16 protein-coding genes are annotated in these 13160 nt (G+C 66.2%); 4 read left to right on the top strand and 12 right to left on the bottom strand.

Going from position 1 to position 13160, the window contains the following annotated elements; genetic code table 11:
* Window positions 1–107: 107 nt before the first annotated feature.
* A complete protein-coding gene (locus ACFQDH_RS11390) occupies window positions 108–2039 on the bottom strand; it encodes a S53 family peptidase (RefSeq protein ID WP_382401365.1) in 1932 nt (643 codons plus the stop codon).
* 151 nt (window positions 2040–2190) lie between these two features.
* Here ACFQDH_RS11390 and pgm point away from each other — a divergent pair, with 151 nt between their 5' ends.
* Window positions 2191–3831, top strand: coding sequence for a phosphoglucomutase (alpha-D-glucose-1,6-bisphosphate-dependent) (gene pgm / locus ACFQDH_RS11385; RefSeq protein WP_382401363.1), 1641 nt, complete (start codon window positions 2191–2193; stop codon window positions 3829–3831).
* A 40-nt stretch (window positions 3832–3871) separates the two neighbouring features.
* On the opposite strand, the gene ACFQDH_RS11380 is transcribed toward pgm, so the two are convergent.
* Together ACFQDH_RS11380 and ACFQDH_RS11375 are read right to left on the bottom strand one after the other, a co-directional pair.
* A complete protein-coding gene (locus ACFQDH_RS11380) occupies window positions 3872–4264 on the bottom strand; it encodes a type II toxin-antitoxin system VapC family toxin (protein ID WP_382401361.1) in 393 nt (130 codons plus the stop codon).
* Complete coding sequence (locus tag ACFQDH_RS11375) at window positions 4261–4515, bottom strand: type II toxin-antitoxin system Phd/YefM family antitoxin (RefSeq protein WP_382401359.1); 255 nt, start codon at window positions 4513–4515, stop codon at window positions 4261–4263. Before ACFQDH_RS11375 ends, ACFQDH_RS11380 begins: the two co-directional genes overlap by 4 nt.
* Before the next feature lie 86 nt (window positions 4516–4601).
* On the opposite strand from ACFQDH_RS11375, the gene ACFQDH_RS11370 reads away from it, so the two are divergent.
* Window positions 4602–5198: a nucleoside/nucleotide kinase family protein gene (locus ACFQDH_RS11370; protein WP_382401357.1), complete on the top strand. Its 597-nt coding sequence runs from the start codon at window positions 4602–4604 to the stop codon at window positions 5196–5198.
* The gene (locus ACFQDH_RS11365) at window positions 5195–5803 is read left to right on the top strand and encodes a P-loop NTPase family protein (RefSeq protein WP_382401355.1); all 609 of its coding nucleotides are present in this window, start codon (window positions 5195–5197) and stop codon (window positions 5801–5803) included. Before ACFQDH_RS11370 ends, ACFQDH_RS11365 begins: the two co-directional genes overlap by 4 nt.
* A 3-nt stretch (window positions 5804–5806) precedes the next feature.
* Here the strand turns inward: ACFQDH_RS11365 and ACFQDH_RS11360 are convergent, their stop codons facing one another.
* The 8 genes from ACFQDH_RS11360 to ACFQDH_RS11325 form a co-directional block, all read right to left on the bottom strand.
* Window positions 5807–7045 carry an ATP-grasp domain-containing protein gene (locus ACFQDH_RS11360; RefSeq protein WP_382401353.1) on the bottom strand — a complete coding sequence of 413 codons (1239 nt, stop codon included), beginning with the start codon at window positions 7043–7045 and terminating at the stop codon, window positions 5807–5809.
* 28 nt (window positions 7046–7073) lie between these two features.
* Window positions 7074–7817, bottom strand: a complete 744-nt coding sequence (locus ACFQDH_RS11355; RefSeq protein WP_382401351.1) for an esterase family protein — start codon at window positions 7815–7817, stop codon at window positions 7074–7076.
* Between the two features lie 75 nt (window positions 7818–7892).
* Window positions 7893–8099 carry a ferredoxin gene (locus tag ACFQDH_RS11350; RefSeq protein WP_382401349.1) on the bottom strand — a complete coding sequence of 69 codons (207 nt, stop codon included), beginning with the start codon at window positions 8097–8099 and terminating at the stop codon, window positions 7893–7895.
* Window positions 8089–8811, bottom strand: coding sequence for an NADH-ubiquinone oxidoreductase-F iron-sulfur binding region domain-containing protein (locus ACFQDH_RS11345; RefSeq protein ID WP_382401347.1), 723 nt, complete (start codon window positions 8809–8811; stop codon window positions 8089–8091). Before ACFQDH_RS11345 ends, ACFQDH_RS11350 begins: the two co-directional genes overlap by 11 nt.
* Entirely contained in the window at window positions 8808–9179 is a 372-nt protein-coding gene (locus ACFQDH_RS11340; protein WP_382401345.1) for a hypothetical protein, read from the bottom strand. Before ACFQDH_RS11340 ends, ACFQDH_RS11345 begins: the two co-directional genes overlap by 4 nt.
* Window positions 9176–9373: a hypothetical protein gene (locus ACFQDH_RS11335; RefSeq protein WP_382401343.1), complete on the bottom strand. Its 198-nt coding sequence runs from the start codon at window positions 9371–9373 to the stop codon at window positions 9176–9178. Before ACFQDH_RS11335 ends, ACFQDH_RS11340 begins: the two co-directional genes overlap by 4 nt.
* A 357-nt stretch (window positions 9374–9730) precedes the next feature.
* A complete protein-coding gene (locus tag ACFQDH_RS11330) occupies window positions 9731–10651 on the bottom strand; it encodes an FAD:protein FMN transferase (RefSeq protein ID WP_382401341.1) in 921 nt (306 codons plus the stop codon).
* A gap of 1 nt (window position 10652) precedes the next feature.
* Complete coding sequence (locus ACFQDH_RS11325; protein ID WP_382401339.1) at window positions 10653–10952, bottom strand: hypothetical protein; 300 nt, start codon at window positions 10950–10952, stop codon at window positions 10653–10655.
* 145 nt (window positions 10953–11097) lie between these two features.
* On the opposite strand from ACFQDH_RS11325, the gene ACFQDH_RS11320 reads away from it, so the two are divergent.
* A complete protein-coding gene (locus tag ACFQDH_RS11320; protein ID WP_382404846.1) occupies window positions 11098–12042 on the top strand; it encodes an aldo/keto reductase in 945 nt (314 codons plus the stop codon).
* Window positions 12043–12180: 138 nt separating this feature from the next.
* Here the strand turns inward: ACFQDH_RS11320 and ACFQDH_RS11315 are convergent, their stop codons facing one another.
* Entirely contained in the window at window positions 12181–13122 is a 942-nt protein-coding gene (locus ACFQDH_RS11315) for a co-chaperone YbbN (protein WP_382401337.1), read from the bottom strand.
* Window positions 13123–13160: the final 38 nt, after the last annotated feature.

Below are 13160 nucleotides of genomic sequence, written 5' to 3'. Positions count from 1 at the left end.
CGGCTCGTCCCTCACCGGCTCCTTAGGGCGACGCTCGGCCACCTCAATGCAAGAGGCGCCTCCCGGGAACCCGGGAGGCGCCTCAATTCACTTGCTGCTGAACGGAATCACTTCAGCGCGTTGACGAACGCGCTTGTCGAGCTCGGCACACCGAAGCCGGTCAGGCTGTCGTAGCCCTTGTCGGAGACCAGGGTCTGGTCCTGCACCTGCTGTGAGTTGATGCCGACCGTGGCGAGGGTGCCCGAGGTCTTGTACTCGAAGCCGTGGTTCAGGACGTTGCCCTTGACGTCGGTCAGACCCGCGTGGCCCTTCGCATAGATCGCCGGGTTCAGGAACCCGACGCGCTTGCCGACGAGCGCCAGGGTGCCTGCAGTCCACGGCGAGGACCAGCTCGTGCCGCCGATCTTCTCCAGCGCGAAGTTGTTGCCGGCAGCGCCGTCGTGGTAGCCGATCAAGTAGCCCGTGTAGGGGTCACCTGCGCCGGCCAGGTCCGGGTAGGCGCGGTGCGGGTCGACACCGGTGAATCGCGTTGGCACGACACCTTTCTGGTAATAGGGCTCCGCGTGATATTGACTCACGCCACCGCCGCCGCCGTAGCGGTACTGCCAACCGCTCCACGCGTCGTTCTGCTGCAGGTTGCGTGACGTGTTCCAGGCCTGCTCGAACGTGACCTTGGAGCCCTTGGCGTTTCCAGTCGCCAGCGAGGTGCCACCGACGGCGGTCACCCAGGGGTTGGCCGCCGGATAATCCGGAGACGGTGCGGTCGTCTGCTGGTCACCATTGGTGTTGTCGCCGTAGTCGCCGGAGGAGAACAGCACCGAGATCCCTTGCGCCGCGGCCTGCATGAAGACGGCGGAGTAGGCATCGTTCGTAGTCGGGTCATTCGTCTCACCGCCACCCCACGAGTTGGAGAAGGAGTCGACGGAGTTGTTGTCGATCAGCTTGTGCATCGAGGTGATCAGCGCGTCGTCGAACGGCGCCGCGGCCGCGGAGTAGATGATCTTCGCGTCCGGTGCAGCACCATGGATCGACTGGGCATCCAGGGCCTGCTCTGCGTTGACGCCGCCGGAGCCTTGATCATCACAGTAGAGTCGGTTGAAGCCTCCGTCCGGCTCGACGACCGTCAGCTGGTTCTTCTTCAGCGGCTGGAAACCGACGCTCTTGGCCCACGTGTTGGTGTCGGCCTCGATGCGAGGATCGTTGCACCACAACGTGATTCCGACCGTCATACCCTTGCCGGTGTTCTTGGCCGTCATGCCGCGCGCCGCCCGCAGCTGCTGCGGCGTGTAGCCGCACAGGCTGCCGGGCTGGATGCCCTTGAGCGGCTGGGCCGCCTTCGGCGCGTAGGGCAGGTGGTACTGCCCGTAGTACGACGAGCAGGCATCGCTGGCGCCGGAAGAGGCGTTCGGCTTGGCACCGAGCGCTGAGAGCGTGCGCGCCGACTTTTGTTGCGCAGCTGCCTCATTCGTGCGGATGTTGGTCGTGTGCAGGATCCGGGAGTGGTCCAGGCCGACTACACCGCCGACGACTCCGGCGACACTGCTGGGCATGGTCACTGCCTTCGCCGGTGCGGAGAAGGTCCGGCCGCTCTTGGAGTACTTGTGCATCTGGGTGCCGAATGCCTTGTTGACCGCGGCCGTCGAGCCGGACACCTGCACGTAGCTGCGCGTCGGTGAAACGGCACCGGTCTGCAGGCCCTGGCTGTGCAACCACGCGACGGCCTGGTCGACATCCGACTTCGATGCGGCGAAGCGCTTGGTGAATTGCGCCGGGCTGAGGAACTTCCCGTGCTGTGGACTTGCCGGGTCCGAAACGGTCTTCACGAAAGATTCCGCGCCGACCTGGTCACGCAGCTTGAACGTGACGATGAAGTGCTCGGTGGTCGTGGGTGACGCGGCACCGAGGGATCGCCCCGGTGACTGGACTTGGTGCGCCACTACCTTGCGCTGGTTGTTGGTGTTGCCGGCCGCGAATGCGGGGCCGCCGATTGCTCCGGCTGCGAGGGTGACGGCGCCGAGCAAGGCGATCTGTGAGCGCATATAGCTTCCCTTCCTAAAGGTGAGTGGTTTCGAAGTTACTGAGTCGAAGGTGTACGTGGGGCGATTACGGTCGACCGGTTCGCTGAGAACTACGCGCTCGATCGCTTCAGTCGCCTGTCGTGAGCCAGCCGGTCGTGGCAGGCTGATCGACATGAGCGTGAGTCGAGCCGGACAACCTGCTGCTGCGAGCGACCTTGTCGATGTCCCGCACCTGGTCACGAGCTATTACGAGGTCCAGCCGGATCCCGAAAACATCGATCAGCAGGTGGTTTTCGGCACGTCGGGTCATCGAGGTTCATCGCTGAAGGCCGCGTTCAACCAGGCACACATCCTGGCCACGACCCAGGCGATCGTCGACTACCGGCGGTCACAGGGGTATGACGGGCCGCTCTTCATCGGCCGGGACACCCACGCCTTGTCCGAGCCCGCCTGGGCCTCGGCGCTCGAGGTGCTTGCGGCGAACGACGTGCAGGTGCTGGTCGACCACGCCGACGGTTACACCCCCACACCTGCGGTGTCGCACGCGATCCTGCGGGCGAACAGTGGGCGGACGACAGGCCCCGGCCTGGCCGACGGCATCGTCGTGACGCCGTCGCACAACCCGCCGGCCGACGGCGGATTCAAGTACAACCCGCCGCACGGTGGACCCGCGGACAGCGACGCCACCAAGGTCATCGCGGCAGCCGCCAACGATTACCTGCGCGCCGGGCTCGACGGCGTGCGACGGGAGCCGTTCAGCAAGGCACGCGCTGCCGCCGGTTCCTACGACTTCATGACGACCTACGTCGATGACCTGGCAAACCTGGTCGACTTGGACGCGATCAAGTCTGCCGGCATACGCATCGGCGCGGACCCACTCGGAGGTGCGTCGGTCGCCTACTGGGGTGCCATCGCCGATCGTTTCGGGCTCGACCTGACCGTGGTCAATCCGCTGGTGGATCCCACCTGGCGTTTCATGACCCTGGACTGGGACGAGAAGATCCGGATGGACTGCTCGTCGCCATACGCGATGGCATCGCTGATCGGCAAGCGCGCCGACTTCGACATCGCAACCGGCAACGACGCCGACTCCGACCGGCACGGCATCGTCACTCCGGATGGCGGTCTGATGAACCCCAATCACTATCTCTCCGTAGCGATTCAGTATCTGTATGGCGGCGCGCGACCCGGCTGGTCGTCCGATCGAGTCGGCAAGACCTTGGTGTCGTCGTCGATGATCGACCGCGTGGTGGCCGGGCTCGGTGCGCAGCTGTGGGAGGTGCCTGTCGGGTTCAAGTGGTTCGTGCCCGGATTGCTGGACGGCAGTGTGGGTTTCGGGGGCGAGGAGTCGGCCGGCGCATCGTTCCTGCGCAAGGACGGCACGGCATGGACCACCGACAAGGACGGCATCGCGCTTGCCCTACTCGCGTCGGAGATCCTGGCGAAGACCGGAGCATCGCCGAGCCAGCACTACGCCGAACTCGTTGCCACTCACGGCGATCCGGCATACGCGCGGATCGATGCACCGGCCAACCGGGAGCAGAAGGCGAAGCTCGCGGCGCTCTCCCCCGACGACGTGGCGTCCACGTCACTGGCCGGCCAACCGATCACCGCGAAGCTGACTCGCGCGCCCGGCAACGACGCACCGGTCGGCGGCCTGAAGGTCACCACCGAGGATGCCTGGTTCGCCGCTCGCCCGTCCGGCACGGAAGACGTCTACAAGATCTACGCCGAGTCGTTCCAAGGCGCCGAGCACCTCGCGCAGGTGCAGGCCGAGGCGAAGGAGATCGTGTCGGCCGCTCTGGGCGGCTGAGTGTGTCGACGCCGCCTGCGTAAAGCATGCTGGTCGCTGCTCATTTCCACGGCGCTGTCCGCACACCGCGGTGGGAGCGAATGGCAGTGTCCTTGGTGATCAGGGTGAGTCCATCAAGCTGCGCCTGCGCGACGAGCATCCTGTCGAATGGATCTCGGTGCTCCCACGCCAATGCACCGGCACGGATCATCTGGGCGACCGAGAGGCTCAACTCAACGAGTTGCAATTCATCCAGCAGCCGGGGCCAGGCGGCGAGCACGGCTTCGCCGGATGCGAGCTTGCCCCGACGAGCCTTGAACGCAATCTCGTAGCCACTTGCAGCTGAAATGAACCGCCGATCGGCCTTCTCGAGCTGACGCTTGACGCCGGCGGGCAACAGCTCGGGCGAAGCCGCCGCCCACAGTAGGACGTGGGTGTCCAGCAGAAGACTCATGCCGACAGCGGGTCTTCGGGCCCGCCGTCCTCCCACCGTGATTGCTCCTCCTTGTCCAACGGCTCGAGGAAGCCGGAGCCGATGTCACCCAGATGGCTGAGGGTCCCGAATCGAAGTGCCGGCTTGGCAATAGGGCGCAACTCTGCGATCGGCTTCCCGGATCGCGCGATGACGACGTTCTCACCTCGTTCGACTCGGCTGAGCAACTCGGACAGATGCGTCTTGGCTTCCTGCACGTTCACGGTCGGCATGACTTGATCATACGCTTGGTCTGGTCATGTTGACCAGACCAGATAGCCCGCTCCCGCAGGCAGGACATTCGTCGTACAGTCGGCGGATGCCTTCGACGACACCCGCCCGCATCTTCGTGATCTCCGGGGCGCAAGGCGCCGGCAAGTCGACCGTCGGGCAGGCGTTGGCCGAGAGTCTCCCGCGCGCCGTCTTTGTCGACGGGGACGCGATCGACGACTTCGTTCTGTCCGGCCGAGAGCCGATGACGGAGCCGCCGTCCACGGCAGCCGTTGAGCAACTCTTCCTGCGGTATGCCGGTGCACTCACCGTCGCCGACGTCTATCGATCGGCGGGGTTCGACGCGGTCATCGCCGACAACATCTTCGGGACGTTCCTCGATGACTATCTGGTGATCGCCGCGCCCGAGCCGATCCACTTCGTGATGCTGACTCCGACGGCCGACGCCATACGTGCGCGGGAGCACGGCCGCGGCAAGAATGCCTACCGCGATGGATTCACCGTCGAGGCTCTCGTGGAGTCGGTCGAGCACGACTCTCGGCGCGTCGGACTGTGGATCGACAACACGAATCTATCGGTCGCGCAGACGGTTTCGCAGATCCTGGCGCACGCCGGCGAAGCCTTGGTGGACACCCGCGAGTTCGACGACAGTGACGACGGCGACGCGTCGCCGGCTGCGCGATGAGCGGCCACGTCGGGTCGCCCAGCACGACACTCGTCGTGCTGCGCGGCAACTCCCGCGCCGGGAAATCCAGCCTCGCGGAGGCGCTGCGGCAGCGCCCTATGTCGGTCGTCGGCCAGGACCACATCCGTCGGATCATCCTCAAGGACCGGGACAAGCTCGAACTCACCGCGGCCGTCGAGCTGATCGACCTCAACGTCCGCTTCTGCCTGGACCATGGCAAAGACGTTGTCCTGGAAGGGATCCTGTGGTCGCAGAAGTATGGCGCGATGATCCGGCAGCTGCTGGCAGATCACCGCGGCCGCAACCACGTCTATTACCTGCAGGTCGACTTCGACGAGACAGCCGCCCGCCATACAGCCAGTGCCGACGCCGCCGAGTGGACCACCAATGACATGCGGTCGTGGTGGAACGACGGTGACCGGCTCGGCATACCCGAGGAGATCGTGCTGGACGCGAGTCTTCCCCAATCTCAACTGCTTTCGCGAATTCAGCGAGACCTCGATACGCTCCCCCGCTCCGTCACCCCACGAAGTTCTCCCCCGCTTCGCTCCTCCGACACTTCGCGGGGACCCCGACACGCTCCTCCGCTACTCGGCCACCCTTGACCCTCAGCCGAGGATCTTCTCCTCGTCCTTTGCCCAGAGGCCGGTGAGTCCGCGGAAGTGCGCGAGGAAGCGCTCGTGCTCCTGCTGCGGGTAGGTGGACTTCACGGTCTCGACGAGCAAGCGGTCGAAGTCGTCGGACAGCACCCAGTCGAGGACCATCTCGTCGAGGTCGGCCAAGGCTGAGTCGACGAACTCGCGGTAGCGCTCGGTCTCGAAGTATTTGTCCGAAAGCCGTTGATATGCACCAAGTTTGGCCTGGTAGTCATCATCGCGATCGGCGATCTCGAACCACGGGTCAGTGTCCACCTGGGTGTGCCCCTTGCGGCCCGTGACGACGCAGAAGATCGACCACTTCAGCAACGACTTGATCGCCCACGGGAAGTAGTAGTGCAGCGAGGTGATCGCCACGTCGGGGCAGGCGTTGGCGTAGTCGATCGGGTAGACGACGCCGTCCTTGACCAACATCTCGCAACTGTTGAACTCCCACCGGAAGAACGCGTTGACGGTCTGGGCGATCGCATGAGTCTCGGCGCCGATCTGGGGCGTGAGGAAGTCGTAGGCGACCTCGTAGCGGTCGTGCATCGGCTGGTCCGGCCGGAACTTCATCACCATCGTCTCGGGACCGATGGTCAGCGCCCGGGCGAACACCTCGAAGCCGTCGACCGCCCGCTGCAGGTGCATCAGCATCTCGCCGGACTCGTCGTAACTGCGGCGCAACTCGGTCTCGTCACTGATCTTCGAAACGCCGCGCCAGGCGCCGCCATCGAAGGGCTTCATGTACATCGGATAGCCGAGCTCGGCGGCCACCGCGTCCAGGTCGAACGACCGGTTGTACTTCTCGGACGTGTAGGCCCACCGCACGTTGTCGATCGGGTTCTTGTAGGGCACCAGCACCGTCTCGGGGACGTTCATGCCCAGCCGCATCAACGCGCAGTATGCCGAGTGCTTCTCCATCGACTGGAACGTGAACGGCGAGTTGAGCAGATAGACATCGTCCATCAGCGCGGCCTTCTTGAGCCATTCGCGCGGGTGGTAATACCAGTGCGCGAGCCGGTCGATGACCAGGTCGGTGCGTGGCTTGTCACGCAGGTTGAAGGGCTCGATCGTCATACGTTCGGTGCGTATGTCGTGGCGCGAACCATCCGGTGCCGTCACCGGGCCGACCCTGCGCATCAACTCCTCGAAGGCGCGTGGCCAGTCCTCCTCGGCGCCCAGCAACAGGCCGATCAGGTGTTCGCTCATCGTGCGCTCCCTTCCACTCGCTGATCCATCAGCAGAACCGCGGCAGATGATGTGCAAGTTGCTTCTGCCACCACGGCCAGTCATGAGCGCTGTCGTGCCCCCACACGTCCAGCTGATGCGGAATGCCCTTCTCGGACAACAGTTTTGCGAAGGCGATTGTTGACGGGAGCGCTTGCGTGGGCGACACCTCGAAGGGTCCCTCCCCCACGACGAGCAACACGCTGGCGGTGCGGCGAATCCAGTCCAGATGCTCGCCGTGCATACCGGCGACATACGACATCGGGTTGGCCAGGTAGGTGGCCTCGCCCTGCTCGCCGTGCCCGTGCCAGGACGTGACGTCGTAGCTCCCCGACAGACCGATCGAGAGCGGCGCGAGATGCGCGTGGGTCAGTGCGAAATGCACCGCGTGGTAGGCGCCCATCGAGACACCCAGGGTGATCACCGGTTGATCCCCGCCGACCTGATCGGCGATCCAGGGCAGCGCGGCACCCTCCAGCCAGCGCGTGTAGGCGCGGTGTCTGGTCGCGCGCTCCTCGGTGGTCGCCGCGTTGTCGGACCAGGTCCACCGGTCCGCCGCGTCGACGCAGAAGTACGACACCCGGCCGGCGTCCACCAGGTCCTGGGTCGCCGCGACCATGCCGTTGTCCGCGAAGTCCTCGGCCCGCCCGGCCTCGCTCGGGAACACCAGCACCGGGCGACCCCAGTGGCCATGGCGGATGACACCCAGTGACAGGTCCATCCCGGGTACCGGCAACTCGACGCGTTCACCCACCCGCTCATCCTGACGCACCTTGCGCGTTACGCAAGAGGTTTCGACAGATCGGTTTCGCGGATCGGGCGCACCACATTAGGTCGTATGGCGCAATGCCGCAGCCGGGCACAGTCGGACGAGCGTTTCGGCGATGTTCGGGTCCGCAATGATCTCGGACGGAATCGGGTAGCCCCACTCATCGAGCGGGATCTGCTCCGGCTCAAGCGCATGACAGACGCCGTGCCCACTACAGGCGATCCGATCGACCCGGATGATTGTCGGTCGTACGTTGTCAGCTCGCATTCGCGGTCCGCCAATCGTGATCGGCCACGCAGCGTCCGGCAAGGTGCGCGTCGAGGTCGTCTCCGAAGACCCGCAACGCTCCCGCGATGTGCTGCGCCACTCCGTCCGGGAAGTGACATGCACCGCGACCGGACAGGACACCGAGCCGCTGGCGCAGTGCGGGCACCCGGCCGGCATCGCCGGCCACCACTGCCGCGAAGTCGGAGGCCACGGCAGGAACACCGAACATGCACGGCCCGCACTGGCCGGCGGTTTCGCCGGCTGCGATCTCGAGGGTGTGAGCGACATACTCAACCGGGCACTCAGCTGCCCCGATCACACGCAACACACCGCTGCCGATCGTGCACCCGTGACTCATCAACACCGTTGATTCCCAACGCAATTGCTCAGCTTCTGGGCCGCTGAGGAAACCACTGCTCAATCCGCCCACACTCACTGCCTGGTATGGCGCCGCGCTTGCCTGCCGCAGGAGTTTCGCGATGGGCGTGCCGGCGGCCGACTCGATGACCCCGGGATGTTCGACGGCGCCAGCGATTGTGACGAGTCGCGGGCCTGGCTCGGTCGGCGTGCCGAACGACCGGAACCACCGGGGTCCGTTGCGGGCGATTTGACTGACACGCCATACGGTTTCGGCGTTCAGCACCAGGGTCGGGCGCAGCCGCCGGCCTTCCGCATACTTGCCGCCGAAGACCAGCGGTCGACTTCTGCTCACCGGTCGCGCCATCCCGCCGTGCGCAGCCGACACGAGCGCCGACTCCTCGGAGGAGACGTATCGGTCCGGCACCTCGAGCACCGGAAGCCCCGCTGCGCGAAGCAGATTCGAGGTCGAACTCCCCGACGTGTCGCATAGCGCACGTCGGACACGATCAGGTGAGCTCCGTGGACCAATTCGTCGAGGTGCTGCGACACGACGAACCAGTCCTTGGCGGCATCCAGTTCACCGTCGCACGCGTTGACGATCAGCGATGCGCCACGGTCCTGAGCGGCGGAGACCTTCTGCGCGGTCGAGAATCCGGCGCCACCGCGTCCGGTCAGGCCTGCCTCTGCAAGCAGGTCCGCAAGCTCCTTTGTGGGTGTCATGTCCACTCCTGCAGTCGAGAAATGCGGCGCTGCTCGACGTCGGGATGCGTTGCGAACATTCGCCATCCGACCCCGACGACGCCGATGACGGCGCAAACCACGGTGATACCGCGCAGGATCGGCTCGTTCGAAGTCCCGAGTGCGTAGCTGTGCACGATTGCCAGCGGCCACGACAGGTAAGCGATCAGATGCACTCCTCCACAGCCGACGGCTGATCCTGTTGCGCAGCAACGAAGTTGCGACAATTGCGATCAGAACGTCCACCGACAGGGTGCCGAGTGTCATCCAGGTTTCTTGGTACCCGGAGGTGAACGGCACGACGCTCGCCAGCCAACCGATGGGCACGTAGGAGTCGAACACCGCACTGAAGATGTGCACCACGAGGAAGACGACCGAACCGAGCGTGAGGCTTCGGTGCACGCCCATCGCGACGGCCTGGCCACCCGGGCGCAGTTTCCGCTGCCCCGACAGGAGCATCCCGAGCACCAGCACCGCGGTGAAGATCACGAGGGTCGCGACACCTGTCGCTCGCGAGAGGTACCAGAGGAACATCACGCAACCCCCGCTTCGGGCCAGCCCGGTGTATGCCGCCGTGCTCCACCCGGGCCGATCAGCAGTGCGGGAAGTCCGCGCTCGGCCAACCAGCCGGCGGCGTCGGCTCCCAGCACGATCGCGGCCGTGGATGCCGAATTCGCCTCCAGCGCAGTGCTTCCGGCGACCGTCACCTGTTCCCAAACGGCATCGGCCGGCGCACCAGTCCGTGGATCGACGATGTGGTGGCGCCGTACGCCGCCGCTGGTCCAGGTGCGCAGCGCGGTTGAGGACGTCGCGAAGGCCTGACCTCCACCGATCACGGTCTGCAGGACATCACCCGAACCACCTTCCACTCCGATCCGCCAGCCGGGCGACGGCACCGCGCCGGCGGTCGCAATGTCGCCCCCGAGGTCCACCAGCACTCCGCTGCCGGTCTCCCGGGTGATCCGCGCCGCGATGCGATCGGCGAGGAACGCCTTGGCCGATGCGCCGAAGTCGAGGACGCAGCCCACGGGCACGGCGATGAGTCGAAGCGCCGCGTCATACCTGATCGAGCGCCAGGTCGTCGGTGCCGGTGACGTGCCCACCGGGCGGTCGCCGCGCGCCCGGACTTCGTCGAGGTCCGCGTCATACCCGAGGGCCGCCAACGTCGCGCCGACGGTCGGATCGACCAGCCCTTCGCTGAGTGCCGCCGTCCGCAACGCTGCTTCCGTAACGTCACCGAGGAGCGGTGAAACCCGGTGTGGCAGATCGTTGTTCGGCAGTCTGCACAACTCTGAATCCGCCCGGAAACGGGAGGCGGCGAGGTCGAGGGCTGCAACGTCGTGCATCGCGATCTCTGCTGCCCGCAGGGAGGCGAAGCGGTCGGTCACCAGCACCCGGCAGCTTGTGCCGATCGCGGTGAACTGTGCCGCGAGCACGGCTTGCTGTCTGCCCATCTCATGATCCCCGGGTATTGCTGTCAGGGCCGCCGGTGCCGCCGGCATTCACCGACGGGACCGAGCTGTACGAGCCGCTTGAGCTGGAGGACGAGCCGGAGGAGCCGGACGAACTGTCCGCGGAGGAGCTGGCCGTCGGCGACGAGCTACCCGTGCTCGCCTGCTGGCTCGGCGTGACCTTCGCGGCTGCCGACTTGTCCTGGTGTGTGGCCAGCTGTCCGACGAGTCCCGCCGTCACGAGAGTGCCGGCCGCCATACCGGCGACGGTGAAACGTCGAGTTTTACGCAGAATCGGGATCATCGGGGTGCACTTTCTGGGAGGTAACACATCCGAGAATGACCGGCCGAGTTCTGGAGGCCTTGTGCGCCGGCTGTGGGATTGTTGAAGGTTGTACGACTCCCCGGGTCTGTCGGCGTGCAGTCGTCGTATCGTCGGGTCCGTGGATATGACCTACCGCCCGCTGGGCGACTCCGGACTCATGGTCAGCGCAGTCGGCATCGGCTGCAACGCATTCGGTCGACGGGTGGACGCCGCCGGTGTGCGCGACATACTCGACGGCGCGCAGGACGTCGGGGTCACGTTGCTCGACACGGCCGATACGTATGGCGGCAACGGCGCCAGCGAGGAGTTGCTGGGCGCCGCGCTCCGAGGGCGTCGCGAAAACTTCGTCGTGGCAACGAAATTCGGCATGGACACCGGCGGACTCAACGGTGATGACCATGGCGTCCGGGGCTCGCGCCGCTACGTGCGCCGAGCGGTCGAAGGCTCGCTGCGGCGGCTGCAGATCGACCACATCGACCTCTACCAACTGCACACTCCCGACCCGGTCACGCCGATCGAGGAGACGCTGTCGGTGCTGACCGACCTGGTGAGCGAGGGCAAGATCGGCTACCTCGGCTGTTCCAATTTCGCCGGTTGGCGGATCGCCGACGCGGACTGGACCGCGCGCAGCGCCGGCTTGGAGCGCTTCGTCTCGGTGCAGAATCGCTACTCGCTGCTGGACCGCACCGTCGAGGCCGAGGTGGTGCCGGCAGCCGAGACGTTCGGCCTGGGCGTGCTGCCCTTCTTCCCGCTCGAGTACGGCCTGCTCACCGGAAAGTACCGCCGCGGCAGCGAGCCACCCGCCGGATCACGCGCGGCGTCCGCCCCGGCGCCCTGGCTGGGCACCGCCGACTGGGACCGGATCGAGGCACTCGAGGCGTATGCCGCCGAGCGTGACCTCACCGTCCTCGACGTCGCGATCGCGGGACTCGCGGCTCAGCCGGCGGTTGCGTCGGTCATCTCCGGCGCCACTTCCGGCGACCAGGTACGCACGAACGCCGCCGCGCTGCGCTGGGAGCCTACTGCGGAGGATCTCGTCATACTCGACGAGATCACCGATGCTGAGTGACGGCTCAGCGAGCTGGGACGATGCTGCGAGGAGCCGCGCGAAAGGGCGGCCGCGTGGCGACGACCATGATCGGCGATGGCGCGAGCGAGCATGCGAGCCGTGCCATCGCCGATCATGCGAGGAGCCGCGCGAAAAAACTCAGTACAGAGCTGACATCAGGGCGGTGCGGGCCTTCTTGACCCGGTCGTCGGTCGGGCCGACGACGTCGAAGAGCTTGACCAGGTGCTCGCGGGCGGCATTGCGCTCGTCGCCGCTGGTCGCCTTGACCAGGTCGATCAGCCGGGCGAACGCGTCCTCGATGTGCCCGCCGAGCACGTCGAGGTCGGCGACCAGAGTCTGCTTCTCGACGTCGGTCGGCGCGTCCGCCGCAGCGGCACGCGCCGCATTGAGGTCAGCACCGGAGGTCCGCTCCAGCAGGCCCACCTGACCGAGGCCGAGGCGAGCCTCGTCATCGGCGGGGTTGTCGGCGAGCGCCTGCTCGTATGCCGCGGTCGCTGCCGCGTAGTCACCCTGCTCGATGGCGTCGAACGCCCGTTGGTGCGTCTCGGGTAGCTCCGGCTCGGCGGGCAGCTCGGCGTCGTCACCGGCATCATCGGCGGTCACGTCCAGGCGACCGGTCACGTCGTTGGCGGCGGCTGCTTCAAGCACCTTGTCGAGGACATCCCGGATAGCGTCGGTCGGCTGGTCGCCGACATACAAAGGCACCGGCTGGCCGGCGAGTATGGCGAGCACCATCGGCACCTGTTGCACCTGCAGCGCCTGACGGATCTGCAGGGAGGTGTCGATGTCGACGGTGGCCAACTGCATGCGTCCGGCGAACGAGCGGACTTCCTGCGCCAGCACGTCGATGTGCTTCTTGCTGTCCGGGCGAGCACCCGACCACAGCGCGACAATGACCGGCACACGGGCCGAGGTCTGCATCGCATCGCCGAAGCTGGCGTCGTCGACTGCGATCACCAGGTTGTCGTTCGCGCCGGCGGACGCGGCACTGGGTGTGGCCGCGGTCGCAGCCGGCCGAGCGAGAGCGGACAGGTCGACGGCACCGCGCAACGACGCCGGAGTGATGGGCTGATCGGTCATCCGTCCATTGTGGCGTCTCGCGGCGCGGAGGATTCGGT

Origin of the sequence: Flexivirga alba, from assembly GCF_042661025.1 — a bacterium.
Lineage (GTDB): Bacteria > Actinomycetota > Actinomycetes > Actinomycetales > Dermatophilaceae > Flexivirga > Flexivirga alba.
Note: the sequence above shows the minus strand (reverse complement) of the source record. Positions and strands in the feature narration are given on the sequence as shown.

Coding starts and splice junctions, on each gene's coding strand:
- ACFQDH_RS11360 (WP_382401353.1), bottom strand. CDS start 7,045: ATGAGCGAACACCTGATCGGCCTGTTGCTGGGCGCCGAGGAGGACTGG.
- ACFQDH_RS11315 (WP_382401337.1), bottom strand. CDS start 13,122: ATGACCGATCAGCCCATCACTCCGGCGTCGTTGCGCGGTGCCGTCGAC.
- ACFQDH_RS11350 (WP_382401349.1), bottom strand. CDS start 8,099: ATGCGAGCTGACAACGTACGACCGACAATCATCCGGGTCGATCGGATC.
- ACFQDH_RS11375 (WP_382401359.1), bottom strand. CDS start 4,515: ATGCCGACCGTGAACGTGCAGGAAGCCAAGACGCATCTGTCCGAGTTG.
- ACFQDH_RS11370 (WP_382401357.1), top strand. CDS start 4,602: ATGCCTTCGACGACACCCGCCCGCATCTTCGTGATCTCCGGGGCGCAA.
- ACFQDH_RS11330 (WP_382401341.1), bottom strand. CDS start 10,651: ATGGGCAGACAGCAAGCCGTGCTCGCGGCACAGTTCACCGCGATCGGC.
- ACFQDH_RS11320 (WP_382404846.1), top strand. CDS start 11,098: ATGACCTACCGCCCGCTGGGCGACTCCGGACTCATGGTCAGCGCAGTC.
- ACFQDH_RS11325 (WP_382401339.1), bottom strand. CDS start 10,952: ATGATCCCGATTCTGCGTAAAACTCGACGTTTCACCGTCGCCGGTATG.
- pgm (WP_382401363.1), top strand. CDS start 2,191: ATGAGCGTGAGTCGAGCCGGACAACCTGCTGCTGCGAGCGACCTTGTC.
- ACFQDH_RS11365 (WP_382401355.1), top strand. CDS start 5,195: ATGAGCGGCCACGTCGGGTCGCCCAGCACGACACTCGTCGTGCTGCGC.
- ACFQDH_RS11390 (WP_382401365.1), bottom strand. CDS start 2,039: ATGCGCTCACAGATCGCCTTGCTCGGCGCCGTCACCCTCGCAGCCGGA.
- ACFQDH_RS11380 (WP_382401361.1), bottom strand. CDS start 4,264: ATGAGTCTTCTGCTGGACACCCACGTCCTACTGTGGGCGGCGGCTTCG.
- ACFQDH_RS11340 (WP_382401345.1), bottom strand. CDS start 9,179: ATGACACCCACAAAGGAGCTTGCGGACCTGCTTGCAGAGGCAGGCCTG.